This window comes from Burkholderia guangdongensis, from assembly GCF_013403875.1.
GTDB lineage: Bacteria > Pseudomonadota > Gammaproteobacteria > Burkholderiales > Burkholderiaceae > Burkholderia > Burkholderia guangdongensis.
The window spans coordinates 43,104-69,264 of record NZ_JACBNX010000017.1; the positions used below are offsets into that span (position 1 = coordinate 43,104).

Genomic DNA, 26,161 nt, shown 5'->3' on the forward strand with positions numbered 1-26,161 from the left:
AAATCCATAGGCGCGCCGGCGCGCCCGTCGATCTTGCGCAAGCCTTTGTCGCACAACGCGTTTCTCCGTATATCGATGTTGCTATTGGCCCTATACCAGCGGTCCCGTTCCGCAGCGGGCGGCCATTCCTATACTTGCTCCCTACCGAACGGACCGCCACCGTCGGCGCCCGTCGCGGCGCCCCGGTCGCGCGGCGTCGACCGATCAGACAGGAGACAGCATGTCCATCACAGAACAGCGCGTGCCGGCGTTCGCCGGCCGCGTCGACGACGAGCAGGCGAGCGTCTATCGCAAGGTGTCGTGGCGGCTGCTGCCGTTTCTCGGCGTGCTGTGGGTGCTCGCGTGGCTCGACCGCGTGAACATCGGCTTCGCGAAGCTGCAGATGCTCGATACGCTGCATTTCAGCGAGGCGGTGTACGGCCTCGGCGCGGGCATCTTCTTTCTCGGCTACTTCCTGTTCGAAGTGCCGTCGAACATGCTGCTGCAGCGGATCGGCGCGAAGAAGACGATCATGCGCATCACGATCTGCTGGGGCGTGATCTGCATGCTGCAGACCCACGTGTCGTCGCCGACGCAGTTCTACGTGCTGCGCTTTCTGCTCGGCGCGTTCGAGGCGGGCTTCTATCCGGGCGTGATCCTTTATCTGACCTACTGGTATCCGTCGCAGCGGCGCGCGCGCGCGTTCGGCACGTTCATGTCGGCGTCCGCGATCGCGGGCGTGCTCGGCGGCCCGATCGCGGGCTGGATCATGACGTCGATGGGCGGTCTCGCCGGGATGCACGGCTGGCAGTGGCTGTTCGTGCTCGAAGGCGTTCCGTCGGTGCTGGCCGGCGTCGTCGCATGGTTCTACATGACGGACCGGCCGGAGCACGCGCACTGGCTCACCGACGACGAAAAGCGCGTCGTGCTCGACGCGCTGCGCCGCGACGACGCCGCGATGGGCGAGCGCGGCCACGACTGGCGCGCGGTATTCGTGAACCGCAACGTATGGATGCTGATCGCGATCTTCTTCTGCCTGCTGTGCGCGAACTCGACGCTGACGTTCTGGATTCCCACGATCATCAAGGACGACGGCTTCGCGACGCCGATGGCCATCGGCTGGATCGCGGCGGCCGCGTATCTGTGTGGCGCGATCGGCATGATCGCGAACGGCGCGCATTCGGATCGCCGCAACGAAGTGCGCTGGCACTTCAGCGGCGCGGCGCTCGCGGGCGGCGTGTCGATGGCCGTGCTCGCGGCGCTGCTCGGCGCGAAGGCGCTGCCGCCCGCGGCCGCGCTGCTTGCGATGACCGTGTCGCTCGTCGGCACGATGAGCGCGATTCCGGTGTTCTGGCAGTTGCCGAACCGCTACCTGACGGGCGGGGCGGCGGCGGTCGGCGTCGCGCTGATCAATTCGGTCTCGAACCTGGCCGGCTTCGGCGCGCCGTACGTGATGGGGCTGATCAAGAACGCCACCGGCAAGGTCGATGCGGGCCTTTACGTGGTGGCGGCGATCGAAATTCTGGCCGCGGTGCTCGTGCTCGTCTGCATCCGCCGGCTTGGCAACCCGCAGGAGAACTGACATGAGCGACAACCCGAAACCGTTCGACGCGAGCCGGCGCCGCTTCGCGCTGCAATCGATGACGCTCGGCGGCAGCGTGCTGCTCGCGGGCTCCGCGCGCGCCGCGAGCCCGAGCCCGAGCCCGAGCCCGAGCCCGAGCCAGGAAGCTGCGGCGGTCGCGCCGAACCAGACCGCGGGCCCGGTCCAGCAGGACGGCCTGAGCCCGCGCCTGACGATGCACGGGCTCGACACGTGGCACGGTGTGCCGGCCGCGGGCCTTCGCGTGGAGCTGTTCGGCATCGAGGGCGGCGCGGGAGGCGAGGGCGGCGAATTGCGGCATCTGCGGACCGTGACGCTCGCGCCGAGCGGGCGCAGCGAGCCGCCGCTGTTGATCGGCGACGCGTATCGCGTCGGCACGTACGAACTCGTGCTGCATGTCGACGAGTACTTCGCGCAGCGCAACGCGAGTCTGCCCGAGCCGCCGTTCCTGTCGAAGATTCCGGTGCGCTTTCGCGTGACGGACGCGACCCAGCGCATTCACCTGCCGGTGCTGTTCGGGCCGTGGAACTACAACTACTACCGTGGCAGTTGAACGATACGGACGAACCGGAGACATTCATCATGGCAGCAGGCATCACCACGCACGTGCTCGACGTTTCGACCGGCAAACCCGCCGCCGGCATGCAGGTCGAGCTGTTCGACCTGAGCGCGCAGCCGCCGAAGCTCGTCGCGCGCATGAAGACGACCCACGACGGACGCACCGAGACGCCGATCCTGCCGCCCGCGCAGGCGCGCGCCGGCAGCTTCGAGCTGCGGTTCTGGGTCGCGGACTATTTCCGGACGCCGGACGTGTTCGCGGACGTCGTGCCGGTGCGCTTCACGGTTGCGGACGCGGCGCAGCACTATCACGTGCCGCTGCTGTGCTCGCCGTGGAGCTTCGGCACGTATCGCGGCAGTTGATCGATCGGGGCGGCGGAATCGAGCCGTCCCCGGCACGGGTGCGGCGCGCGATGTGGCGCGATTAAATGCGATGTACGGCATCGCGCGACCAGAAAGAGGGGGCGATCGCAAGCGGCGAAGACGATGCGCGAATCGCGCGACGAATGATGTCGAGCGTTCGCTCGAACGCGCTGCCACACGCGCGTCACCCTGCTAGAATGCGGCTGCCGCATTGTTTCGATTGACTAATGAGATTGCTTGACGCTCTGGTCGAACAGCGTATTGCCGCCGCCGCCGCGCGGGGCGCGTTCGACGATTTGCCGGGTGCCGGCCTGCCACAGAATCTGGATGACGACCTGCTCGTGCCCGAGGAGGTGCGTGTGGCCAACCGTATCCTGAAGAATGCGGGCTTCGTGCCGCCGGCTGTCGAGCAACTGCGCGCGCTGCGCAACCTGCAGGACGAGCTGCGCGCGGTCGACGACCGCGCGACGCGCTGCCGGCTGCAGGCGAAGATGCTCGCGCTCGACATGGCGCTCGAATCGCTGCGCGGCGGGCCGATGGTGATGCCGCGCGAATACTGCCGGCGGATTGCCGAGCGCCTGTCCGAGCGCGTGCTCGACGACGGCCCCGCCGAAGCGGGGACGACGTGAGCGCCGAACCGCGGCCGCCGGCGTCTGCCGATCCAGTCGATTCCGTCGATCCCGCCGTTTCCTCCGATCCCGCGAACGGATCCACTACCGAATCCGCCGACGCTCGTGCGGTATCGGCGCGCGACGCGCATTTCATGCGTCTCGCGCAGGCCGCCGCGCAGGAGGCGCGCGCCGCGGGCGAAGTGCCGGTCGGCGCGGTGCTGGTGCGCGGCGACGAGGTGATCGCGCGTGGTTTCAATCACCCGATCGGCGGCCACGACCCGTCCGCGCACGCCGAAATGGCTGCGCTACGCGCGGCCGCACAACACCTCGAGAACTACCGGCTGCCCGGCTGCGAGCTGTACGTGACGCTCGAGCCGTGCCTGATGTGCGCGGGCGCGATCATGCACGCGCGGATTGCGCGCGTCGTTTTCGGCGCGGCCGACCCGAAGACGGGCGCATGCGGCAGCGTGATCGACGCGTTCGAGAACCGGCAGCTCAACCACCATACCGAAGTGATCGGCGGCGTGCTCGCCGACGAATGCGGGGCGGCGCTGAAGTCGTTTTTCGCGGAGCGCCGCCGCGCGCTGCGCGAAGCCCGGCGCGCGCGCGATGCCGACGCGAACACCAAAGCCGACGCAAACACCAAAGCCGGCGCGAACACCAAAGCCGACGCCGCCGCGTCGTGAACCTGGCGCGGTTCGGGCCCTCTAATCCGGTTTCCTCTTCCGATTCTTCCCGACCATGTCCTTTGAGCCGACCGCGCCCCGCACGATCCGACTTCTCGCTCCGTCCGGCTATCCGCACGATCCCGTGGCGATCGATCGCGCGCTCGAGCGGCTCGGCGACGCGCAGCACCGGATCGAGAACGTCGAGGCGACGCAGCGCCGCTACCAGCGTTTCGCCGGCACCGACGGCGAGCGGGCGGGGGACCTGAACCGGCTCGCGGATCCGGAGCGGCCGCTGCCCGACATCGGGCTCGCGGTACGCGGTGGATACGGCGCCGCGCGGATCCTGCACGGTCTCGACTATCGGGGCCTCGAGCGCCGGCTGCGCGATCGGCCGATCGTGCTGGTCGGGCACAGCGACTTCACCGCGATCCAGCTCGCGCTCTATGCGAAGGCGGGGATCCGGACCTTCGGCGGCCCGATGCTGTCCGCCGATTTCGGCGCCGAGGCGCCGAGCGAATTCACGATGAGCCACTTCTGGCGCACGATCTCGGCGCCGAGCGCGACGATCGTCGCGGAGGCGCCGCAGGTGCAGAGCGTGAACGTGTCCGGCACGCTGTGGGGCGGCAACCTCGCGATCCTGACATCGCTGATCGGCACGCCGTACCTGCCGGACGTCGACGGCGGGATCCTGTTCGTCGAGGACGTCAACGAGCAGCCGTTCCGGATCGAGCGGATGATCTACCAGCTGCATCTGTCGGGGCTGCTCGCGCGCCAGCAGGCGCTCGTGCTCGGCCAGTTCACCGGCGCGCGGCCGTTCGACTACGACAACGGCTACGACATGCAGGCGATGATCGAGCAGGTGTGCGAGGTGGTCGGCATTCCTGTCGTCACGGGGCTGCAGTTCGGCCACGTGCCCGACATGGTGACGCTGCCGTTCGGCGCGCACGCGCAGCTCGTCGCGAATGCGCACGGTTTCCGGCTGACGATGTCCGACTATCCGCATCTCGGCTGACGCGCGCACGGATGCGAACACAAAGGCGGGGTTCCGCCTTTTTTCTTGTTCAATAACGCAACTAACGGTCAAGCGTAGTCGCGCCAGAAGATAGGGATTTTCACTAATCTCCGCCTTGATTGTCGACAAAAAATTCTGGCGTTGTGGACATTAAAAACACCCGGTTGGGCCGATAAAAGCTAGCTGAACCTCGAATTTACGTGCTTTCGCACCAGGTTGGTGCCGCAATATGCCCCCTCTATCCTGCGGACTAACCCAAATGAATTGTTGACAATTTTTATGTCCGAACTACGATAAGGACCATCAAGCCATGCAGATCATGAACGAACCCGATTCCGTCCTGCCCGGTTCGCCGGGGCCCGAAGCGATCGCCGAGCGGATCCGGACCGCGATCCTCGAGCATCGGCTCGCGCCCGGCGCGAAGCTGACCGAGGCGCAGCTCTGCGACGTGTTCGGCGCGAAGCGCGGCGCGATCCGGCAGGCGTTCGCGCTGCTCGCGACCGACAAGCTCGTCGAGCTCGAGCCGAACCGCGGCGCGTTCGTCGCGAGCCCGACGCTGCAGGACGTGCACGAAGTGTTCGAGATGCGCCGGATCATCGAGCTCGCCGTCGTCGAGCGGCTCGCGGGCGGCCCCGGCGCGCGGCGCCTGAAGGGCATCGCGGCGCTGATCGACAAGGAGCGCAACGCGTTCGAGCGGCGCGATTTCCCGTCGTGGATCCGCCTGTCCGGCGAATTCCACACCGAGCTCGCCGCGCTGATGGGCAACGCGACGCTCAGCGAGTGCCTCGACGGGCTCGTCGCGCGCTCGACGCTGATGTCGTCGCTGTACGAATCGCACGGACGCAGCGCGTGCTCGTTCGACGATCACGCCGACATCGTCGCCGCGCTCGAGGCGGGAGAGGCGAAGCGCGCGATGGAACTGATGTCGCACCACCTGCAGCACGTCGAGTTGAGGATGCTCGACCGGCCCGCGCAAGGGGCGGTCGATTTGCGCGAAGTATTCGGCGGCGGCGCCTGACGGGCGACACGGCGATACGCGACGACACGCGACAACACGCGACAACACGCGGCGACACGCGACGGCAAGGATACGCAGCCGCGCACGACGCGGCAAAGAACTGAAGCAATCCCGAGCCGCAGCCGCGTGCTGCGACTCTCAGGTGCGACCCCTGGCGAAGATCCGGGGCGCGATTTTGGTGACGATCAGCGGTTGTCCAGCCGCAGTCAAGGAGATGTCATGGCTCAGTTCGGTGCCGCGCAGGACGGCGCGTATTCAATCAACGACGCTGTCAACGGCGCGGCCGGCGACGCAAGGGGCGGCAGCCCGTCGCTGCCGGCCGGTTTCAGCGAGCGTCTGTACAACGAGGATCTGGCGCCGCTCGCGGATCAGAGCTGGGGCGCATACAACATCTTCGCGTTCTGGATGTCGGACGTGCACAGCGTCGGCGGCTACGTGTTCGCCGGCAGCCTGTTCGCGCTCGGGCTGACGAGCTGGCAGGTGCTGATCGCGCTGCTGATCGGCATCGGCCTCGTCAACGCGTTCTGCAACCTGATCGCGCGGCCGAGCCAGCAGGTCGGCGTCCCGTATCCGGTCGCGTGCCGCGCGACGTTCGGCGTGCTCGGCGCGAACGTGCCGGCGGTGATCCGCGGGCTGATCGCGGTCGCGTGGTATGGCATCCAGACCTATCTCGCGTCGAGCGCGCTCGTGATCGTCGTGCTGAAATTCTTCCCGCAACTGTTGCCGTATGCGGACGTGCACCGCTACGGCTTCGTCGGTCTGTCGGCGATCGGCTGGGCCGGCTTCATGCTGCTCTGGGTGCTGCAGGCGCTCGTGTTCTGGCACGGGATGGAGACGATCAAGAAGTTCATCGACTTCGCGGGCCCGGCCGTGTACGTCGTGATGTTCATCCTCGCCGGCTACATGATCTGGCGCGCGGGCTGGCGCAACATCGGCATCAACCTGGGCGGCGTCAAGTATCACGGCGCGGAAGTGATTCCGGTGATGATCACCGCGGTGTCGCTCGTCGTGTCGTACTTCTCCGGCCCGATGCTGAACTTCGGCGATTTCTCGCGCTACTGCAAGTCGTTCCGCTCGGTGAAGCGCGGCAACTTCTGGGGGCTGCCGGTCAACTTCCTCGCGTTCTCGCTCGTCACCGTGATCACGACCGCCGCGACGCTGCCGGTGTTCGGCCAGCTGATCACCGATCCGGTCGAGACCGTCGGCCGCGTCGACCAGCCGACCGCGGTGATCCTTGGCGCGCTGACGTTCACGATCGCGACGATCGGCATCAACATCGTCGCGAACTTCGTGTCGCCGGCGTTCGATTTCTCGAACGTCGCGCCGCGCCTGATCAGCTGGCGGATGGGCGGGATGCTCGCGGCGGTCGCGTCGATCTTCATCACGCCGTGGAACCTGTTCAACAACCCGGCCGTGATCCACTACACGCTCGACGTGCTCGGCGCGTTCATCGGCCCGCTGTACGGCGTGATCGTCGCGGACTTCTACCTGATCAAGCGCGGCAAGCTCGTGCGCGACGATCTGTACACGCTGTCGGAGAAGGGCGCGTACTGGTACACCGGTGGCGTGAACCGTCGCGCGCTGCTCGCGCTGTTCCCGGCCGCGATCATCGCGACGCTCTGCGTGATGGTGCCGGGCTGGCAGGCCGCCGCGAACTTCTCGTGGTTCATCGGCGCGGCGCTCGGGCTGGTGTTTTATCGTCTGCTCGTGAAAGCCTGAGGAACGTCGATCATGAAAATCAAGCTGATCAACCCGAACACGACGCAGCGAATGACCGACGCAATGGGCCGCTGCGCGCGCGAGGTCGCGGGCGCGGGCACGTCGATCGTCGCGGTGAGCCCGACGATGGGCCCGCCGTCGATCGAAGGCTATTACGACGAGGCGCTCGCGACGCCGGGCCTGCTCGCCGAGATCGCGGCCGGCGAGCGCAGCGGCTTCGACGCGTACGTGATCGCGTGCTTCGGCGATCCCGGCCTGTACGCCGCGCGTGAGCTCGCGCGCGGCCCGGTGATCGGGATCGCGGAGGCGGCGATGCACGCGGCGAGCGTGCTCGCGCCGGGCTTCTCGGTCGTCACGACGCTCGCGCGCACCTGCGGGATGGCGTGGCACCTGGCCGAGCGTTACGGGATGAAGCGGTTCTGCCGCAACGTGCGCGCGACCGACGTCGCGGTGCTCGAGCTCGACCGGCCGGGCTCGGCCGCGCGGCGGATCATCGTCGACGAATGCCGGCGCGCGCTCGACGAGGACGGCGCCGACGCGATCGTGCTCGGCTGCGCGGGGATGGCGGAGTTTGCGCACGAAATCGAGGACCAGATCGGCGCGCCGGTGGTCGAGGGCGTGACGGCGGCGGTCAAGTGGGCGGAGGCGCTCGTCGCGCTGCGGCTCGCGACTGCGAAGCGCGGCGACTTCGCGCGGCCGCTGCCGAAGCGCTATGACGGCGAGTTCGTGCGCTTCAGCCCCGGCCAGGCGCCGACCGACGCGGTTCCCGGCGCCGCGTCGCCGGCGCTGGCCGAGTCCGTTCCGCACCCGCACATACATTCCGCGTGAGTTCAACTATCTGTGCCGGTATATGGGCGCTTCACGGGCTTTTCGCTACACTGGGCCACCGTCGCACAGGTCCGCGCGCATTGGCCGGCAAGGTTTCACGCTGGCCGATGCGAACCCCATTTCCCTGACTTTCGCGCACATCGAACCCATGTCACTCGATTCCAACTACCCACGCGATCTGATCGGCTACGGCCGCCATCCGGTGCAGGCTAACTGGCCGGGGCGCGCGCGCGTCGCGGTGCAGTTCGTGCTGAATTACGAAGAAGGCGGCGAGAACTGCGTGCTGCACGGCGATCCGGCATCCGAGCAGTTCCTGTCCGAGATCGTCGGCGCGGCGGCCTATCCGGACCGCCACATGAGCATGGAATCGATCTACGAGTACGGTTCGCGCGCGGGCGCCTGGCGCATCCTGAAAGAATTCGAGAAGCGCGGGCTGCCGCTGACGGTGTTCGGCGTCGGGATGGCGATCGAGCGGCATCCGGAGCTCGCGCGCGCGTTCGTCGAGCTGGGCCACGAGATCGCCTGCCACGGCTACCGCTGGATCCACTACCAGAGCGCGACGCCGGAACTCGAGGCCGAGCACATGCGGCTCGGGATGGAAGCGATCGAGCGCGTGACCGGCGAGCGGCCGCTCGGCTGGTACACCGGCCGCGACAGCCCGAACACGCACCGCCTCGTCGCCGAATACGGCGGCTTCCTGTACGACTCCGACAATTACGGCGACGATCTGCCGTTCTGGATGGACGTCGAGGTGTCGGGCGGCGGCACGACGCCGCAACTGATCGTCCCGTACACGCTCGACACGAACGACATGCGTTTCGCGACCCCGCAGGGCTTCAACACCGCGGATCACTTCTTCCACTACCTGCGCGACGCGTTCGACGTGCTGTACGAAGAGGGCGACGAAGCGCCGAAGATGCTGTCGATCGGCATGCACTGCCGGCTGCTCGGCCGTCCGGGCCGGGTCCGCGCACTGCAGCGGTTCCTCGATCACATCGAGAAGCACGACCGCGTGTGGGTGACGCGTCGTGTCGACATCGCGCGCCACTGGCGCGAGCATCATCCGTATCAGCCCAATCATCGAAACGAAGGGAAAGCATGAAGGCGATGCGTTACACGTTGGATCAACTGAACACGATGGCGGTCGACGGGTTCGTCACCGCGCTGGCAGGCATTTTCGAGCATTCGCCGTGGGTGCCGGAGACGGCGGCGGGCCAGCGCCCGTTCGCGAGCATCGATGCGCTGCACAAGACGATGTCGCAGGTGGTCGAGGAGGCCGGCGAGGCGCGCCAGCTCGCGCTGATCAACGCCCACCCGGAACTCGCGGGCAAGGCCGCGGTGCGCGGCGAGCTGACCGCCGAATCGACGCGCGAGCAGAGCGGCGCGGGGCTCGGCCAATGCACGCAGGAAGAGTTCGACAAGCTGCAGCGCCTGAACGCCGAGTATCGCGAGAAGTTCGGCTTCCCGTTCATCCTCGCGGTGCGTGGCTATGACCGTCACGGCATCATCGCGAACTTCGAGTCGCGCGTGAACCATACGCGCGACGAGGAAATGCGCGCGAGCCTCGACCAGATCTACCGGATCGCGCGCTTCAGGCTCGACGAGCTGATCGGCGCCTGAGCCCGGATTTTCCGCCGCCGCATCGCGGCGGCTTCATCGCTGTGCAGTACCGAACAGAATAGAGACAAGGACGACATCATGGCATTACCGCTTCTGGATCCGAACGCCCCCGAATTCACGCGCCGCTACGTGAACCTCGCCGACCCGCGTCTCGGTGCGCAGGCGCTCGAGGCCAGCGACGACTTCTTCGCACCGAAGGAGCGCATGCTGAATCCGGAGCAGGCCGTGTTCATTCCGGGCAAGTACGACGACCACGGCAAGTGGATGGACGGCTGGGAAACGCGCCGCAAGCGCACGACCGGCTACGACTGGTGCATCGTGAAGCTCGGGCGTCCGGGCGTGATCAAGGGTTTCGACGTCGACACGAGCCACTTCACCGGCAACTTCCCGCCGGCCGCGTCGATCGAGGCCGCATACGTGCCGGACGGCGCGCCGGGCGCGTCGACGCAATGGGTCGAGATCGTCCCGTCGACGTCGCTGCAGGGCAACACGCATCACTACATCGACGTGACGAACGCGAACGCGTTCACGCACCTGCGCGTGAACGTGTATCCGGACGGCGGCATCGCGCGCCTGCGCGTGTACGGCCAGCCGCAGCTCGACTGGGCCGGCGCGAGCCGCACCGAGCTGTTCGACCTCGCGGCGATGGAAAACGGCGGCTACGTCGTGGCCGCGAACAACCAGCACTTCGGCGTCGCGTCGAACATCCTGCTGCCGGGCCGTGGCGTGAACATGGGCGACGGCTGGGAAACGCGCCGTCGCCGCGAGCCGGGCAACGACTGGGCGATCGTCGCGCTCGCGCAGCCGGGCTCGATCAAGAAGATCGAAGTCGATACCGCGTTCTTCAAGGGCAACTTCCCGGACCGCTGCTCGATCCAGGCCGCGTACGTGTCGGGCGGCACCGCCGATTCGCTGATCACGCAGTCGATGTTCTGGCCGGTGCTGCTCGGCGAGCAGAAGCTGCAGATGGACAACCAGCACTACTTCGAGGCGGAGATCGCGGCGCTCGGCCCCGTCACGCACGTGCGACTGAACATCATTCCGGACGGCGGCGTGTCGCGGCTGCGTCTGTGGGGTACGCTCGACAAATGAAAACGCTCACGATCGAACCGCTGACCAAGGCCGCGTTCGCGCCGTTCGGCGACGTCGTCGAAACCGAAGGCGCGAAGCAGATCCCGATCAACCTCGGCACGACGATCCGCTTTCACGATCTCGCGAAGGTCGACGTCGAGGAAGGCGGCGGTCGCACGCTCGTCAACCTGTTCCGTGGCCAGCCGCGCACGCTGCCGTTCGAGGTGAAGATGCTCGAGCGGCATCCGCTCGGCAGCCAGGCGTTCATTCCGCTGAACGACAAGCCGTACATCGTCGTCGTCGCGCCGGCGGGCGATCTCGATCCGTCGAAGATCCGCGCGTTCGTGACGAGCGGCTGGCAGGGCGTCAACTATGCGAAAGGCGTCTGGCATCATCCGCTGATCGCGCTCGGCGAAGTCAGCGACTTCATCGTCGTCGACCGCGGCGGCGAAGGGGTCAACTGCCATGAGCAGGACCTGCCGGAATCGCTGTGGCTGACCGAGGACGCGCTGGCGGCCACGACGGCGGCCTGACGCGGTTTCGAATCGTCGAACGGGAAAAGCCCGCGCCGTCAAAAGCGCGGGTTTTTTCGTTGTAGGATGGCGCATGACCGACACCGACGCGAGCATCGCCGAGCCCGAGCCGATCGCGCTGAGCACGGCCGACGGCTATCCGATCCGCGGTTTCGTCTGGCGCCACTGCGCGGCGCCGGCCGACGGCGCGCCGCGCGCCGTCGTGATCGTCAACGCGGCGACATCGGTGCGCTGCCGCTACTACTTCCGTTTCGCCGCTTATCTGCACCGCCACGGCTGCGACGCGATCGTCTACGACTATCGCGGGATCGGCGAGTCGCGGCCCGACAAGCTCGCGCGCCTGAACGCGACCTGGCTCGACTGGGGCGAGCGCGATTTCGAGGCGGTGCTGCGTTATGCGCGCGACACGTTCCCGGGCCAGCCGATTGACGTCGTCGCGCACAGCATCGGCGGCTTCGTCGTCGGGCTCGCGCCGTCGAACGCGCTGATCCGCCGCGTGTTCACGATGGGCGCGCAGTACGCGCACTGGCGCGACTACGCGCCGCGCCAGCGGCTGTCGATGCTGTGGAAATGGCATGTCGTGATGCCGGCCGTCGCGGCGCTGGTCGGCTATTTCCCGGCCAAGCGGCTCGGCTGGATGGAGGATACGCCGAAGGGCGTCGTGCTGTCGTGGAGCCGCAGCCGGCCGGATTTCGAGGATACGTACCGGCGCGGCCCGATCGCGCGCGAGCTCGCGCACCGGCACGCGCTCGTGCGCCGCTTCGCCGCGCTGCGCGCGCCGGTGCTGGCCGTCAGCGTCAGCGACGACGCGTTCGGCACGGTGCCGGCGATCGAGCGCCTGCTGCGCTATTTTCGCGGCAGCCGCGTCGTGCACTGGCGGATCGCGCCCGACGCGATCGGTGTCGACGCAATTGGCCATTTCGCGTTTTTTCACAGCCGCTTCGAGCCCAGCCTGTGGCCGATCGCGCTGCACTGGCTGAAGACCGGCGAGGTGGCGCCACATGCGCCGGGCCGGATCGTGTCGCAGCGGGGCGGGGCCGGCGCCGCGCAAGCGGCCGATGGGCCCGATGGGCCCGATGCCCGGCACCCATAAAAGAAACGGGCCCGCCGAAGCGGGCCCGTCTTCCATTCGCATCCCCGCCGTCGCCGGCGGGTGCATCATGCGTTACTTCGGCGTTACTTCGCGGCGCCGCCTTCGAACCATGCGGCGATCTTCTTGCGCTCGTCGTCCGTGATGTGCGTGACGTTGCCGAGCGGCATCGCCTTCAGCGTCACAGCCTGCTGATAGATGCGCTGCGCGTTCTGCGAGATCTCGTCCGGCGTATCGAGCAGCACGCCGGCGGGGGCGCTGCCCATCAGCGTCGGGTGCGCGGAGTGGCACTGGACGCAGCGCTGCTGCAGCACGGGCGCGATGTCGGCCACCGTGACCTTCGGCGCGTTCGCGGCTTGCGCTTCCGGCGCGACCGGCTTCGGCAGCGTCCAGGCGAGTGCGCCGAACATCAGCGCGACGCCGCCGAGCGGCAGATACCACAGCACTTGGCCGCGGTGGCGCATCACGAAGAACTGACGGATCAGCGCGCCGGCCAGCATGATGAACAGCAGCACAACCCAGTTGTACTTGTTCGTGTACGTCATCGCGTAGTGGTTCGACAGCATCGCGAACACGACCGGCAGCGTGAAGTACGTGTTGTGCACCGAGCGCTGCTTGCCGCGCTTGCCGTAGATCGGGTTCGGCGTTTCGCCCTTCAGCATCGCGGCGACCATTTTGCGCTGGCCGGGGATGATCACGAAGAACACGTTCGCGGACATGATCGTGGCGAGCATCGCGCCCATGATCAGGTACGCGGCGCGGCCCGAGAAGATATGGCATGCGAGATACGCGGCGATGACGACGTAGATCCCGACGCAGACGCCGAGCACGCGGTCGTTCGTGCCGAGCACGCGGCACAGCGAGTCGTACACGATCCAGCCGGCCGCGAGGAAGCCGAGCGCGGCGGCGACGGCGACCACGGGGCCCATGTCGAGCACGTTCGTATCGATCAGATACGTGGTCGGCGACAGCAGATACAGCACGAAGAACAGCGAGAAGCCGGACATCCAGGTCGTGTACGACGGCCACTTCGACCAGTGCAGGTCGTCCGGCATTTCAGGCGGCGCGACCGTGTACTTCTGCATGTTGTAGAAACCGCCGCCGTGTACGTGCCACAGCTCGCCGAACACGCCCCGCTTGCGCTGGTTCGCGTCGGTAGGCGGTTTCAGGCTGTTGTCGAGCGCGACGAAGTAGAACGATTCGCCGATCCACGCAATGGCGGCGATGACGTGAAACCAGCGCAGCGCGAGGTTCAGCCAGTCGGTAATGAAGCCTTCCATGAAACTCCTCCAGACTCAGATCATTTATGTCTTGATGCGGGCGCCGATGCGAGTGTCAGCTGCCGCGGTAGGTGCTGTACGACCACGGCGACACGAGCAGCGGCACGTGGTAGTGCGAGCCCGCATCGGCGATGCCGAAGCGCAGCACGACGCGGTCGACGAAGCGCGGTTCCGGCACCGTCACGCCGCGCGCGGCGAAGTAGTCGCCCGCGTGGAACACGAGCTCGAATTCGCCGGTCGTGAATGCGTCGCCGTCGAGCAGCGGCGCGTCGCAGCGGCCGTCGTCATTGGTTAGCACGGTTTTGATCAGGCGACGGGCATCGCCGTCGATTGCGTAAAGATCCACCTTCAGCGCGTTGCCCGGGCAGCCGTTCGCGGTGTCGAGTACGTGGGTAGTGAGCTTTCCCATTCGCTTTTTCCTTGTGTGAATGCGAGGTTCGGCGTTTCGATCCCATATCAGTGCGGCGGATCGAGGCTCCACTTGCGTGGCTACATACCCGTCGGCGAGCTGAAGCGAGCGCCGTGCAGGCATTTTAAGAACGTTCGCGCACGGATACACGAGCGATAGCAAAGATAATGCGCCGCGCATGAGCCGTATACCCGTGGTTCACGGGTGGCGGCCCGCCGCCCGGCGTGCGTCATATAGAATCCGTGAAGGCGATCATGCCCGGCCGCGCATTGTGCGTGGCGCGCGGTTGCGCGATGCTCCCGCCGTGTGCACCGGCTCGTCCGGCGCGCACCCCGAAGACGGCGAGCACGCCGGGTAACCGGGCCAGGGCGTTCGAACGGACGGCGGGCACGGTGCGTGCCGCGATTCCACGTTCGAACGGCTTCCGAGCGCCCGACAGGGCCGAGACCGACGTGGAGAACGCATGAATCCCGACCAGCCATCCGGCGCGCAGCCGCGCGCATCCTCATCCCGCCCCAGAACTCTGCTCGTCAAGCACGCGGACGTGCTCGTGACGATGGACGACGCGCGCCGCGAGCTGCGCGACGCGGGGCTCTACATCGAAGACAACCGGATCGTCGCGGTCGGCCCGACCGCCGAGCTGCCGCAGACGGCCGACGAGGTGCTCGACCTGCGCGGGCATCTGGTGATCCCGGGGCTCGTGAACACGCATCACCATATGTACCAGAGCCTGACGCGCGCGATTCCGGCCGCGCAGAACGCCGAGCTGTTCGGCTGGCTCACGAACCTGTATCGCCTGTGGGCGCACCTGACGCCCGAGATGATCGAGGTGTCGACGCTCACGGCGATGGCCGAGCTGCTGCAGTCCGGCTGCACGACGTCGAGCGACCATCTGTACCTGTATCCGAACGGCAGCCGGCTCGACGACAGCATCGCCGCCGCCGCGCGGATCGGCATGCGTTTTCACGCGAGCCGCGGCGCGATGAGCGTCGGGCAGAGCGACGGCGGGCTGCCGCCGGATTCGGTCGTCGAGCGGGAGCCGGCGATCCTGCGCGATGCGCAGCGGCTCATCGAGACCTATCACGACGACGGCCGCTACGCGATGCTGCGCGTCGTCGTCGCGCCGTGTTCGCCGTTCTCGGTGAGCCGGCAACTGATGCGCGACGCGGCCGAGCTCGCGCGCACGTACCGCGTGTCGCTGCACACGCACCTCGCGGAGAACGTGAACGACATTGCGTACAGCCGCGAGAAGTTCGGGATGACGCCGGCCGAATACGCGGAGGATCTCGGCTGGGTCGGGCATGACGTCTGGCATGCGCACTGCGTGCAGCTCGACGACCACGGGATCGGGCTGTTCGCACGCACGGGCACCGGCGTCGCGCATTGCCCGTGCTCGAACATGCGGCTCGCGTCGGGGATCGCGCCGGTGAAGAAGATGCGGCTCGCGGGCGTGCCGGTCGGGCTCGGCGTCGACGGCTGCGCATCGAACGACGGCGCGCAGATGGTCGCCGAGGTGCGGCAGGCGCTGCTGCTGCAGCGCGTCGGCTTCGGGCCGGACGCGATGACCGCGCGCGAAGCGCTCGAGATCGCGACGCTCGGCGGCGCGAAGGTGCTGAACCGCGACGACATCGGCGCGCTCGCACCGGGGATGGCCGCCGATTTCGCGGCGTTCGACCTGCGCCAGCCGCTGTTCGCGGGCGCGCTGCACGATCCGGTCGCGGCGCTCGTGTTCTGCGCGCCGTCGCAGGCCGCGTATACGGTGGTGAACGGGCGCGTCGTCGTGCGCGACGGGCACCTGACGACACTCGAGCTCCCGCCGGTGATCGAGCGCCACAACGCGCTCGCGAAGTCGCTCGTCGAAGCGGCGCGCTGAGCCGTGACTGCAGCGGCTCAGCGATCAGCGCTAGATCAGAGCCCGATCAGCGCAAGATCAGGGCTCGATCAGCGCAAGATCAGGGCTCGATCAGCGTGCGGGTGGCCTCGGCGACGAGGCTGCGGAGCCACCGCACTTCGTCCGAGTAATGGCAGCGCTCGTGCCAGAGCTGGTAGTACTGCATCGGCGGAAAATCGAGCGGCGCGGGCACGACCGACAGCGGCAGGAACTTCGCGTAATGGTCGGCGAACAGCCGCGTCGTCGTGAAGATCAGGTCGGACTTCACGAGCACATACGGCGCGAGGTTGAAGTACGGCAGCGTGACGACGACGTGGCGCTTGAGCCGCTCGCGCGCGAGATGCACGTCGATCGCGCCGCGCTGGCCGACCGAATAGGGCGTCGGTGCGAGGTGCGGCGCGTTCAGATACTGATCGAGCGTGAGCCCGCCGCGCTTCGCGAACGGGTGCGTGTTGCTCATCAGGCAGACGATCTTGTCGACGAACAGGTTCGACAGGTGCAGCTGCTCGGGCGGCTCCGGCCAGTTGCCGACGACGATGTCGAGCTTGCCGTCCTCGAGCGCGAGCTCGTAATCGAACGCGGGGCCGAGCGAGTGGAACTCGAGCGTCGCATTCGGCGCGGCCTGCCGGAAGCGCTCGACGACGGTCGGCACGAACAGCACGTTCAGATAGTCGGGGCAGCCGATCCGGTAGCAGCGGATCGACGTTGCCGGATCGAAGTTGTGCTGCTGGAACTTGATGCGCTCGATCTCGCGCAGCGCGTTCTGCACCGGCTCGAGCAGGCGCAGCCCGTATTCGGTCGGCACCATGCCGGACTTGCCGCGCACGAGCAGCGGATCGCCGGTGATGTCGCGCAGGCGCCGCAGCGCGGCGCTGATCGCCGGCTGCGACTGGTTCAGTTTGACCGCTGCGCGCGTCACGCTTCGTTCCATCAGCAGCGTATGCAGCACGCGCAGCAGGTAGGTGTCGATCGCCTCGCGTTGTTGACTCATGATTGCTCCGTTTTATATGTCCAGGCTGATCGATAGGCGGATGGGGTATATGACTTTTAATATGAACAGAAATGAGCGTCAAGTAAGGAATACGTCGAGACGGCCACGCGGGTGGCGAAAACGGGGGGTGTGAGCCGGCCCGCGTGCGTGCGGCACGCGCACATCCGGGCGGACCGGCGGGGGTGAGGCGGAGTGAATCGGGGCAAATCCGGGCAAATCGGCGTGAAGCGGTGCAAATCGGGAATGCGTCAGTCGTCGATGCGCAGCCCGACCTTGATCGTCACCTGCCAGTGAATCACCTGGTCGCCCTCGATATGGCCGCGCGTCTCGGTGACCTGGAACCAATGCAGGTTGTGCAGCGTTCCGCCCGCTTTCGAGATCGCGTTGCGGATCGCGTCGTCGCTCGATTGCCTGGACGAGCCGGTCAGTTCGATCAGCTTGTAGACGTGGTCGCTCATGATGTCCCCCTGGAGGTGTGGTGCGAGGTAAGGAAACGGGTGCGGAATGCGCCCGGCTTCTTTGAGTGATAGGTATGATGGGCGGCAAGTTCAACCCATATCGAAGACGAGGTGCAACGTGGAAGTCGGATTTTGCGGACCGGGACTGATGGGTGCGCCGATGATTCGGCATCTGCTGGCGGCGGGGCATGCGGTCACCGTCTGGAACCGCACGCGCGAGAAGGCCGATGCGCTCGCGGCCGACGGCGCGAGCGTCGTCGACACGCCGCATGAACTCGCGGCGCGCGTCGACACCGTGATGCTGTGCGTGCTCGACGCGCGCGCGGTCGGCGACGTCGTGTTCGGCACGAATGGCCTACTGAGCGGCAATGCGGCCGCGCGCCGCGTGCGGCGGATCGTCGATCACTCGAGCATTCCGCCCGGCGTCACGCGCGCGTACGCGGCGCGCGCGGCGGAACTGGGCGTCGGCTGGGTCGACGCGCCGGTGTCGGGCGGCGTGCCCGGCGCGCAGGCCGGCACGCTCGCGGTGATGGCGGGCGGCGGCGCGGCGGATCTCGATGCGGCACGGCCGCTGATCGACACGTACGCGGCGCGCATCACGCACATGGGCGACGCGGGCGCGGGGCAGACCGCGAAACTGTGCAATCAGGCGATCGTCACCGCGACGGTCACCGCGATCGCGGAAGCGGTCGGGCTCGCGCAGGCGAGCGGGATCGACGCGGCGCGGCTCGCCGAAGCGCTGGCGGGCGGCTGGGCCGATTCGGTGCTGCTGCAGACGTTCGTGCCGCGGATGACGTCGGGCGGCCATCCGCCGATCGGCGCGCTGAGCACGTTTCAGAAGGACGTCGACGCGATCGCCGACGCGGCGCGCGAGACGGGCGCGGTCATGCCGGTGTCGGGCACGGTGCAGCAGGTGCTGCGGCTCGGCGCCGCGATGGGGCTCGCGAACGCGGATTTCGCGGCGTTCATCGATATCGTGCGGCCTTGTCCGGGCGAGCGGGCGGCGTAACTGGCGGGCGCCGTTCCGATATCCGAAATGACAATGCCCGCGCGGTGAGCGCGGGCATTGTCGGCAACCGGCGGAAATCAGCCGAGCGAGCGAGGCGTCGTGTCGCCGGCGTTCTGCCGGCCGAGCCCGCTGCGCAAGCCCGCTTTCACGCCCGCACCGAATTCGGGCAGGATTTTCGCGCGCGCGCGGCTCGCGAACACGAGAAAGCCGAAGCCGTTCGCCTCGTACCAGTAGCCGCCGTTCTCGAGCCCGTCGAGCGGCTGCTCGAGCGCGTTCGCGATCGACTCGATGCAGCGCTTGCGCAGATCGGCGATCGCCGGATACGGCGGCTGCGCGCCGCGCACGCTGCAAAGAAGCACGTCCAGTCCGGGCAGCACGTGCGCATAGAGCACCGGTTCGTCCTGCGCGCGTGCGCGTGCGATCTTGGTGTCGAGCTGGGCGAACGGTTTCGAGTGGCACACGACCGCGAGGAATGATTCCTGACCATCTTGCGGTGCGCGTCGACGTTTTTTCGGGAAGGACATAAACACTCGCCTCAAAAACAATTGCAAGAAATGCGGGATTCTCATGCGACCACTCCCGGCTATGTACGCCGCATGTCGATCTTTTATAGCACACGAAATTGTGCCGCCCTTGCGAATCGACGATCGATACCTTCGCCGAACCGCGCGCCACCTGATCGACACCGTCGGCGCCCTGCGCCTGTACTGTCGGATAGTCTCCATCATAGACCCGCTTTCCCGGCGCGTGCATTCGCGTGTCATAAAAAAATCGGGACGCCATGGGCGTGCGGCGCACGCGCCGCGCACCAATGAAAAAGCCCGCACGCGGCGGGCTCGGCGGGGCGGCAGGACGTTGCCGGTCAGCGCTGCTTCAGCGAATCGCGAATCTCGCGCAGCAGCATGACGTCTTCCGGCGTCGGAGCCGGCTCGGCCGGCGCGGCTTCGTCGGGCTTGCGCAGCTTGTTGATGAATTTCACCATCAGGAAAATAATGAACGCGAGGATGATGAAGTTGATCAGCACCGTGATGAACGAGCCATAGCCGAACGCCGCGACGCCGGCCGCCTGCAGATCCTTGAACGAATCGGGGTTGCCCTTGAACGACGGCGGGATCGTGCCGAGCAGCACGAACTTGTTCGAGAAATCCAGGCCGCCCGTCACGACGCCGATGACCGGCATGATCAGGTCCTTCACGACCGAATCGACGATCTTCGAAAAAGCACCGCCGATGATCACGCCGACGGCGAGATCCATCACGTTGCCCTTGACCGCGAACTCCTTGAATTCCTTGATGATGCTCATGTGCGGCTTTCTCCTTTCGGGAATGGGGAACGCGTGCCTGGCCCAAGCACGCTGATGGCCGCATGATAGCGAACGCACCCTTATACCGAAAGTCCATCTTAACAATCTTGACAAATCGACAGGGCGACCGCGCGCAGGGTGCCGGCGCGCGGTCGTTCGCGTCAGCGGCGGATCAGGAGTCGCTCCAGTTGCTGCTGTCGTCGTTGCTGCCGAGATCGACGCCGCCGCCGCTGTCGCTGTTGTTGCCGCTATCCCAGTTGTTGTCGCCGCCGCTGCCGAGGTCGAAGCCCGGGTCGCCGTTGTCGCGATCGCGCCGGCGGCGCTCGTCGTCGACGATCACGTCGCGCTCGACCACGCGCTCGCGTCCGCCCGACATCATCTCGCCGAGCATCACGCCGGTCAGCAACCCGCCGAGCCCGCCGCCGCCTGGCTGCTGCTGGATCACGACCGGCGGTTGCTGCGGCGGATACGGCGCATAGGGCTGGCCTTGCGCGCCGGCCAGGCGTTCGGCCTCCTGCGCGTACACGGAGCCGCCCGCGGGCGCGGCCGGCTGGGCGGCCGGGTCGGGGCGACCCTCGACGCGCGCCTTCACGCTCGCGAAGCGCTGCTCGAGTTCGTCGACGCGATAGGGCGGCACCGGGTTGGGCCCGTTCGACAGCGCCTCGACGAGTTCGCGCGCCTGCGTCTCGATCGTGTCGATCTCGCCCGTCAGCGCGGCCGCGCCCGGCGACGTCGACAAGCGCGCGTCGAGCTTCAGCGGACGGATTTCGTTCAGCACGTCGGTCGCGCGCTTCAGTTGCGTGCGGCGTTCGTCGTCCGCGCGCCGGTCGTCGGTCGAGCGCGCGCGCCGCAGCGTCCAGCGCAGCACGAGCGCGATCACGCCGACGAGCACCGCGAGGCCGACCCACATTCCGGTCGACGGGCCGTGCTTCGCGTGCGGCACGTCGGCGCCGGGCGCGGCGACGGTCGTCGCCATACCGGTCTGCGCGGTCTGCGCGGCCGGCACCGCGTCGCCCGCGCGGGCGGCGTCCGCGCGCAGTTTCGCTTCGGTCTGCGCGAAGCGCGCCGGATCGGTGAAGCGCAATTGCGGATCGAGCGCCTTCGCGCGTTGCAGCTGCGCGAGCGCGTCGGCCGCACGGCCTTCGCGGTCCAGCACCTGGGCGTACAGATAGTGCGCGCGCGCGTTGTTCGGATGGGCTTCGATGACCTGCGACAACTGCGTGTCCGCGCGCTGCCAGTCGTGCTGGGCGATCGACTGATCGACCTGCTGCTGCGTCGGCAGCGCGAACGCGGCCGACGATAGCGCCAGCAACACAAAGCCGAGTGCGGCGAGAGGTTTCTTCATGGTCGAACCGGGCATGCGCGCCCGTCTCCTTGCGATCGGATGGCGCCGCCCGTCAGGCGAGGGCGGCGCGGCGATTACTGCGCCGGCGTGTCGAGCTGCTTCTTCAGCGCCGCGAGGCGATCCTCGACCGACGGTCCCTTGTTCAGATCGGCGAGCTTGTCGTCGAGCGCCTTGCCGCTCGCGACGTCGGCCGAATTCAGACGCGCGTCCGAACGCGCGTTCGACAGCGCGACCTTGTCCTCGAGCTTCTGGAAGTCCTCCGACAGGTTCTTGCCGCCGATCCCGCCGAGCGCGGTCGCCGCGACGTCCTTCGCCTGCGCGATTTCCTGCTTCGCCTGCAGGATGTTCGAGCGCGCGTTCAGGTCGTTGCGGCGCTGGCGCATGTCGGCGATCTGCTCCTTCAGCTTGTCGACCGACGGCTCGAGGGTCGCGAGCTCTTTCGCGAGCGCGTCGCGCTCGCCTTCCGCATTCGCCTGCGCGGCGAGCGCCTCGCGCGCGAGGCCTTCGTCGCCGGCCTGCAGCGCGCGCTTCGCACCGTCCTCGTACTTCTTCACCTTGTCGCCGGCCGCATCGCACTTGCTGCGCTGCGTGGCGACCTGCGCCTCGATCTCGATCAGCGAGTTCTCGGCGCGGCCGATGCTGTCGTCGAGCTCCCGCACGATCTGGCGTGCATCGCGCGACGGGTCCTGTACCGAGTCGGCCGCATCGTTGAGCAGGCCCTTGACCGTGCGCGAAATAGAGTCGAAAAGCGACATGAAATCCTCCGTGTATGAAAGACGCCGTTCAGGCGGCAGGGCGCGCGGCGGCGGGGTGTCCGGCTGGCCGCGATGCCGGCGGATATTACACCACCGGATCCCTTAAATACGGCTTAAACGCCTGATATCAAGCGGCGCGGGCCGGCCGCGCCTGCGGCCAAAATAGCGCGCCATGCGCGCTGGTGCGGGAATTTTTACAAAAAATCGCAAAGCGGGCCGGGCGATTTCATTAAAATGCGCTGTCACGTCGCGGGAACGGATCGCCGCGCGGCGGGGTCTGTCGACGTGATACTCACCACGACGCTACCACTTCAGATCCGATCGTGCATGCGTCCCGCATGCGTCCGAGGGCCCCACGCGCCCGCCATTCCGACATGCCTATCATTAAACGACCGTCTTCCTCCAGCTCCCGGCAAGAGCCTCACTATTCGATGCGCCGCTCGCCGTCCGGGGCCTACTATCCCGATGACGATGATCGCGCCGCGCGCAGCGCGCCGCGCTCCGCCGGCCGCTCGTTCGGCTCGCGCGTCGCGCTCTGGTTCGTGGGGCTCGTCATCGTCGCGGCGATCGTCGGCGCGCTGATCGTCGGCTATGCGCTCGTCGTGATGGCGCCGCAGCTGCCGTCGCTCGACGCGCTGACGAACTATCAGCCGAAGGTGCCGCTGCGCATCTACACGGCCGATCACGTGCTGATCGGCGAATTCGGCGAGGAGCGCCGCAGCCTCGTGCGCTTCCAGGACATCCCCGACGTGCAGAAGAAGGCGGTGCTCGCGATCGAGGACTACCGCTTCTACGAGCACGGCGGCGTCGACTTCGTCGGCATCCTGCGCGCGGGCGTCGCGGACATCCTGCACGGCGGCGCGCGGCAGGGCGCGAGCACGATCACGATGCAGGTCGCGCGCAACTTCTTCCTGTCGAGCGAGAAGACGTACACGCGCAAGATCTACGAGATGCTGCTCGCGTACAAGATCGAGCGCGCGCTGACGAAGGACCAGATTCTCGAGCTGTACATGAACCAGATTTATCTGGGCCAGCGCGCGTACGGCTTCGCGGCCGCCGCGCGCGTGTATTTCGGCGAGGATCTGAAGGACGTCACGCTCGCGCAGGCCGCGATGCTCGCGGGGCTGCCGAAGGCGCCGTCCGCGTACAACCCGATCGTCAATCCGAAGCGCGCGAAGGTGCGGCAGGAGTACATCCTGAAGCGGATGCTCGAGCTCGGCTACATCACGCAGGCGCAGTATCAGCAGGCGATCGACGAGCCGATCCGCACGCGCACGCCGGGCAACCAGTATCAGGTGCACGGCGAATACGTGTCGGAGATGGTGCGGCAGATGATGTATGCGCAGTACAAGGACGAGACGTACACGCGCGGCCTGACCGTCACGACGACGATCAACGCGGCCGACCAGGAGGCCGCGTACCAGGCGGTGCGCCGCGGGATTCTCGACTACGAGCGCCGCCACGGCTATCGCGGGCCCGAGGGCTTCGTCGCGCTGCCGGCGGCCGGCGACGATCGCGACGAGGCGATCGACGACGCGCTCGCCGATCATCCGGACAACGGCGACCTGCAGTCGGCGGTCGTGATCACGGCCGCGCCGAACGCGGTGCAGGTGCAGTTCGTCGGCGGCGCGGTGACGGCGATCGGCCGCGCGGGGCTCGGCTTCGTCGCGGGTGCGCTGAGCCCGCGCGCGTCCAACGCGTTGCGGATCAAGCCGGGCTCGATCGTGCGCGTGATGAAGGACGCGAAGGCGAACTGGCAGATCGTGCAGTTGCCGCAGGTCGAAGGCGCGCTCGTCGCGATCGCGCCGCAGGACGGCGCGATCCGCTCGCTCGTCGGCGGCTTCGACTTCAACCAGAGCAAGTTCAACCACGTGACGCAGGCGTGGCGGCAGCCGGGCTCGTCGTTCAAGCCGTTCATCTACTCGGCGTCGCTCGACAAGGGGCTTGGGCCGGCGACGATGATCGACGACGCGCCGCTGTATTTCCCGCCGAGCGTGCCGGGTGGCGACGCGTGGGAGCCGAAGGACGACGACCAGCCGGAAGGCCCGATGACGATGCGCGCCGCGCTGGAGAAGTCGAAGAACCTCGTGTCGATCCGGATCCTCGCGTCGATCGGCACGCAGTACGCGCAGCAGTACGTGACGCAGCGCTTCGGCTTCGATCCGGCGAAGACGCCGCCGTACCTGCCGATGGCGCTCGGCGCGGGGCTCGTCACGCCGCTGCAGCTCGCGACCGGCTACGCGGTGTTCGCGAACGGCGGCTACAAGGTCGAACCGTACCTGATCGCCGAAGTCGACGACGCGCACGGCCAGCCGCTGCAGAAGGCGCAGCCGGTGGTCGCGGGCAGCACCGCGCCGCGCACGATCGAAGGGCGCAACGCGTACGTGATGACGAGCCTGCTGCACTCGGTCGCGACCGCGGGCACGGGCGCAGGCTCGAACGTGCTCGGCCGCGGCGACCTCGCGGGCAAGACGGGTACGACGAACGAAGCGAAGGACGGCTGGTTCGCCGGTTATCAGCAGTCGCTCGTCGCGGTCGCGTGGATGGGCTACGACCAGCCGAAGAGCCTCGGCAGCCGCGAATTCGGCGCGCAGCTCGCGTTGCCGATCTGGATCAACTACATGCGCACCGCGCTGCAGGGCGTGCCCGACGAGCAGATGCCGGTGCCGGACGGCGTGACCGACGTCGACGGCGAGCTGTATTACGCGGACCGCACGCCGGGCAACGGCTTCGTCGCGAACGTCGACATCAATCCGCAGGCGAACGCGATCAGCGCGAGCGACGCGCTCGGCGCGACCGGCGAGGCCGGTCTGGCACCGCCGCCGCCGCCGCCGGTCACGCCGGAGGAGAAGCAGAAGATCATGGACATGTTCCAGAACTGATCCAGATCGATGCCGGCCGCGCGCCTGCGCGCGGCTCACGAGACGGCGGCCGCGTGTTGCGGGCCGCCGTTTTTTTTCCTGCCGCGGAATCGGGGCTTCAGCGCATCAGCCGCGCATGCGCGAGATGCATGCCGAGCGTGACCGGATCCGTGTTCGTGCCGGACAGCAGCACGCCGACCCGCTTGCCCTGCAGCGTTTCGCGCAGCGGCCCGAGCAGCGCGGCCATCGCGGCCGCGCACGCGGGCTCGACCGCCAGCTTCAGATGCGTGAACAGATAGAGCATCGCCGCGCGCAGCGCGTCGTCCGGCACGGTGACGATCTGCTCGAGGTGGCGCCGGCACAGCGTATAGCTGTACTCCTCGGTGTGCGGCGCCATCAGCGAGTCGGCGATCGTGCGCATCGCGCTCATGTGGATCGTGTGGTTCGCCGCGAAGCTGCGGCTCATCGCGTCGGCGCCCTCGGGCTCGACGCCGTACACGCGCACGCGCGGATTCGCGAGCCGCAGCGCGGTCGACACGCCGGCCGCGAGGCCGCCGCCGCCGATCGGCACGATCACCGCATCGAGGTCGGGCGCCTGCGTCGCCCATTCGTAGCCGAGCGTCGCGGTGCCGAGAATCGTGTGGTAGCCGTTGAACGGATGGATGAAGAAGCGGCCTTCCTCGGCCTCGATCCGCCGCACGATGTCGAACGCCTGCGACGCGCTCGCCGCGAGCACGACCTCCGCGCGGAACTGCTTGCATTGCGCGATGCGCGTCGGGCTCGCGGTGTGGAACATCACGACCTTCGCGCTGCTGCCGAGCCGCATCGCCGCGTACGCGACCGCCGCCGCGTGATTGCCGGCCGACACGCAGGTCACGCCGGCGTTCTTGCGCGCCTCGTCGAGCGCGAGCAGATGCGTGAACGCGCCGCGCGCCTTGAAGCTGCCGCTCGCCTGCAGCAGCTCGAACTTGAAGTTCACGTGCGTGCCTTCGAGCGACGGCAGATCCGCGCGCTCGAACACGGGCGTGCGCGCGACCCACGGCGACAGCGCGAAGTGCTGCGCGGCGATCGCGTCGAGCGTCGGGATCGGTTCGCCGTCGATCGTGTGCGCGGGGCTGGGCTGGGTAGTCGACATGGGCCTGGCAGGTGGGGTGGGCCGGCCCGCGCGGACGCGAGCCGGCTAAAGAAG

At 67.6% G+C, this 26,161-nt stretch carries 26 protein-coding genes; 17 read left to right on the top strand and 9 right to left on the bottom strand.

Annotation, left to right across the window (positions count from 1 at the left end; translation table 11 throughout):
• The first annotated feature begins 220 nt into the window (after nt 1-220).
• From HZI36_RS17130 to HZI36_RS17195, 14 genes are all read left to right on the top strand, one after another.
• Nucleotides 221-1,561 carry an MFS transporter gene (locus tag HZI36_RS17130; protein WP_179403850.1) on the top strand — a complete coding sequence of 447 codons (1,341 nt, stop codon included), beginning with the start codon at nt 221-223 and terminating at the stop codon, nt 1,559-1,561.
• A gap of 1 nt (nt 1,562) precedes the next feature.
• Entirely contained in the window at nt 1,563-2,132 is a 570-nt protein-coding gene (locus tag HZI36_RS17135; protein ID WP_179403851.1) for a hydroxyisourate hydrolase, read from the top strand.
• A gap of 29 nt (nt 2,133-2,161) precedes the next feature.
• Nucleotides 2,162-2,500, top strand: coding sequence for a hydroxyisourate hydrolase (uraH, locus tag HZI36_RS17140; RefSeq protein ID WP_179403852.1), 339 nt, complete (start codon nt 2,162-2,164; stop codon nt 2,498-2,500).
• A 227-nt stretch (nt 2,501-2,727) separates the two neighbouring features.
• The gene (locus HZI36_RS17145; RefSeq protein WP_179403853.1) at nt 2,728-3,129 is read left to right on the top strand and encodes a DnaJ family domain-containing protein; all 402 of its coding nucleotides are present in this window, start codon (nt 2,728-2,730) and stop codon (nt 3,127-3,129) included.
• Complete coding sequence (tadA, locus tag HZI36_RS17150; protein ID WP_179403854.1) at nt 3,126-3,797, top strand: tRNA adenosine(34) deaminase TadA; 672 nt, start codon at nt 3,126-3,128, stop codon at nt 3,795-3,797. The genes HZI36_RS17145 and tadA overlap by 4 nt, the downstream gene beginning before the upstream one ends.
• Nucleotides 3,798-3,852: 55 nt before the next feature.
• Entirely contained in the window at nt 3,853-4,791 is a 939-nt protein-coding gene (gene ldcA, locus HZI36_RS17155) for a muramoyltetrapeptide carboxypeptidase (protein WP_179403855.1), read from the top strand.
• A 310-nt stretch (nt 4,792-5,101) separates the two neighbouring features.
• Nucleotides 5,102-5,809 carry a GntR family transcriptional regulator gene (locus HZI36_RS17160; protein ID WP_179403856.1) on the top strand — a complete coding sequence of 236 codons (708 nt, stop codon included), beginning with the start codon at nt 5,102-5,104 and terminating at the stop codon, nt 5,807-5,809.
• Nucleotides 5,810-6,028: 219 nt separating this feature from the next.
• Nucleotides 6,029-7,528, top strand: a complete 1,500-nt coding sequence (locus HZI36_RS17165; RefSeq protein WP_179403857.1) for an NCS1 family nucleobase:cation symporter-1 — start codon at nt 6,029-6,031, stop codon at nt 7,526-7,528.
• Between the two features lie 12 nt (nt 7,529-7,540).
• Nucleotides 7,541-8,356: an aspartate/glutamate racemase family protein gene (locus tag HZI36_RS17170; RefSeq protein WP_179403858.1), complete on the top strand. Its 816-nt coding sequence runs from the start codon at nt 7,541-7,543 to the stop codon at nt 8,354-8,356.
• A 148-nt stretch (nt 8,357-8,504) separates the two neighbouring features.
• Entirely contained in the window at nt 8,505-9,458 is a 954-nt protein-coding gene (gene puuE, locus HZI36_RS17175; protein ID WP_179403859.1) for an allantoinase PuuE, read from the top strand.
• Nucleotides 9,455-9,976, top strand: coding sequence for a 2-oxo-4-hydroxy-4-carboxy-5-ureidoimidazoline decarboxylase (uraD, locus tag HZI36_RS17180; protein WP_179403860.1), 522 nt, complete (start codon nt 9,455-9,457; stop codon nt 9,974-9,976). The genes puuE and uraD overlap by 4 nt, the downstream gene beginning before the upstream one ends.
• Nucleotides 9,977-10,054: 78 nt before the next feature.
• Nucleotides 10,055-11,068 carry an allantoicase gene (alc, locus tag HZI36_RS17185; protein ID WP_179403861.1) on the top strand — a complete coding sequence of 338 codons (1,014 nt, stop codon included), beginning with the start codon at nt 10,055-10,057 and terminating at the stop codon, nt 11,066-11,068.
• A complete protein-coding gene (locus tag HZI36_RS17190; RefSeq protein ID WP_179403862.1) occupies nt 11,065-11,580 on the top strand; it encodes an ureidoglycolate lyase in 516 nt (171 codons plus the stop codon). The genes alc and HZI36_RS17190 overlap by 4 nt, the downstream gene beginning before the upstream one ends.
• Nucleotides 11,581-11,653: 73 nt before the next feature.
• The gene (locus HZI36_RS17195; RefSeq protein ID WP_179403863.1) at nt 11,654-12,673 is read left to right on the top strand and encodes an alpha/beta hydrolase family protein; all 1,020 of its coding nucleotides are present in this window, start codon (nt 11,654-11,656) and stop codon (nt 12,671-12,673) included.
• 83 nt (nt 12,674-12,756) lie between these two features.
• Here the strand turns inward: HZI36_RS17195 and HZI36_RS17200 are convergent, their stop codons facing one another.
• Together HZI36_RS17200 and uraH (HZI36_RS17205) are read right to left on the bottom strand one after the other, a co-directional pair.
• Nucleotides 12,757-13,950, bottom strand: coding sequence for a urate hydroxylase PuuD (locus HZI36_RS17200; RefSeq protein WP_179403864.1), 1,194 nt, complete (start codon nt 13,948-13,950; stop codon nt 12,757-12,759).
• A 55-nt stretch (nt 13,951-14,005) separates the two neighbouring features.
• Nucleotides 14,006-14,359 carry a hydroxyisourate hydrolase gene (gene uraH, locus HZI36_RS17205; RefSeq protein WP_179403865.1) on the bottom strand — a complete coding sequence of 118 codons (354 nt, stop codon included), beginning with the start codon at nt 14,357-14,359 and terminating at the stop codon, nt 14,006-14,008.
• Nucleotides 14,360-14,822: 463 nt separating this feature from the next.
• Here uraH (HZI36_RS17205) and HZI36_RS17210 point away from each other — a divergent pair, with 463 nt between their 5' ends.
• Nucleotides 14,823-16,232: an 8-oxoguanine deaminase gene (locus tag HZI36_RS17210; RefSeq protein ID WP_179403866.1), complete on the top strand. Its 1,410-nt coding sequence runs from the start codon at nt 14,823-14,825 to the stop codon at nt 16,230-16,232.
• A gap of 79 nt (nt 16,233-16,311) precedes the next feature.
• On the opposite strand, the gene HZI36_RS17215 is transcribed toward HZI36_RS17210, so the two are convergent.
• Both HZI36_RS17215 and HZI36_RS17220 read right to left on the bottom strand, forming a co-directional pair.
• Complete coding sequence (locus HZI36_RS17215) at nt 16,312-17,241, bottom strand: LysR substrate-binding domain-containing protein (protein WP_179403867.1); 930 nt, start codon at nt 17,239-17,241, stop codon at nt 16,312-16,314.
• 248 nt (nt 17,242-17,489) lie between these two features.
• Nucleotides 17,490-17,699: a dodecin gene (locus tag HZI36_RS17220; RefSeq protein ID WP_179403868.1), complete on the bottom strand. Its 210-nt coding sequence runs from the start codon at nt 17,697-17,699 to the stop codon at nt 17,490-17,492.
• Nucleotides 17,700-17,817: 118 nt separating this feature from the next.
• Here HZI36_RS17220 and HZI36_RS17225 point away from each other — a divergent pair, with 118 nt between their 5' ends.
• A complete protein-coding gene (locus HZI36_RS17225) occupies nt 17,818-18,708 on the top strand; it encodes an NAD(P)-binding domain-containing protein (RefSeq protein WP_179403869.1) in 891 nt (296 codons plus the stop codon).
• 77 nt (nt 18,709-18,785) lie between these two features.
• Here HZI36_RS17225 and HZI36_RS17230 read toward each other — a convergent pair whose 3' ends face one another.
• The 4 genes from HZI36_RS17230 to HZI36_RS17245 form a co-directional block, all read right to left on the bottom strand.
• Nucleotides 18,786-19,232: a hypothetical protein gene (locus HZI36_RS17230; RefSeq protein ID WP_179403870.1), complete on the bottom strand. Its 447-nt coding sequence runs from the start codon at nt 19,230-19,232 to the stop codon at nt 18,786-18,788.
• 338 nt (nt 19,233-19,570) lie between these two features.
• Nucleotides 19,571-20,011: a large conductance mechanosensitive channel protein MscL gene (mscL, locus tag HZI36_RS17235; protein WP_179403871.1), complete on the bottom strand. Its 441-nt coding sequence runs from the start codon at nt 20,009-20,011 to the stop codon at nt 19,571-19,573.
• Between the two features lie 172 nt (nt 20,012-20,183).
• Nucleotides 20,184-21,356, bottom strand: a complete 1,173-nt coding sequence (locus HZI36_RS17240) for a tetratricopeptide repeat protein (RefSeq protein WP_179403872.1) — start codon at nt 21,354-21,356, stop codon at nt 20,184-20,186.
• Nucleotides 21,357-21,430: 74 nt separating this feature from the next.
• Nucleotides 21,431-22,111 (bottom strand): PspA/IM30 family protein, encoded by a 681-nt coding sequence (locus HZI36_RS17245; RefSeq protein WP_179403873.1) that lies wholly within the window; start codon nt 22,109-22,111, stop codon nt 21,431-21,433.
• 374 nt (nt 22,112-22,485) lie between these two features.
• Between HZI36_RS17245 and HZI36_RS17250 the strand changes: the two genes are divergently transcribed.
• A complete protein-coding gene (locus tag HZI36_RS17250; RefSeq protein WP_179403874.1) occupies nt 22,486-24,993 on the top strand; it encodes a penicillin-binding protein 1A in 2,508 nt (835 codons plus the stop codon).
• Between the two features lie 97 nt (nt 24,994-25,090).
• Here the strand turns inward: HZI36_RS17250 and HZI36_RS17255 are convergent, their stop codons facing one another.
• Nucleotides 25,091-26,107 carry a threonine/serine dehydratase family protein gene (locus HZI36_RS17255; RefSeq protein WP_179403875.1) on the bottom strand — a complete coding sequence of 339 codons (1,017 nt, stop codon included), beginning with the start codon at nt 26,105-26,107 and terminating at the stop codon, nt 25,091-25,093.
• Nucleotides 26,108-26,161: the final 54 nt, after the last annotated feature.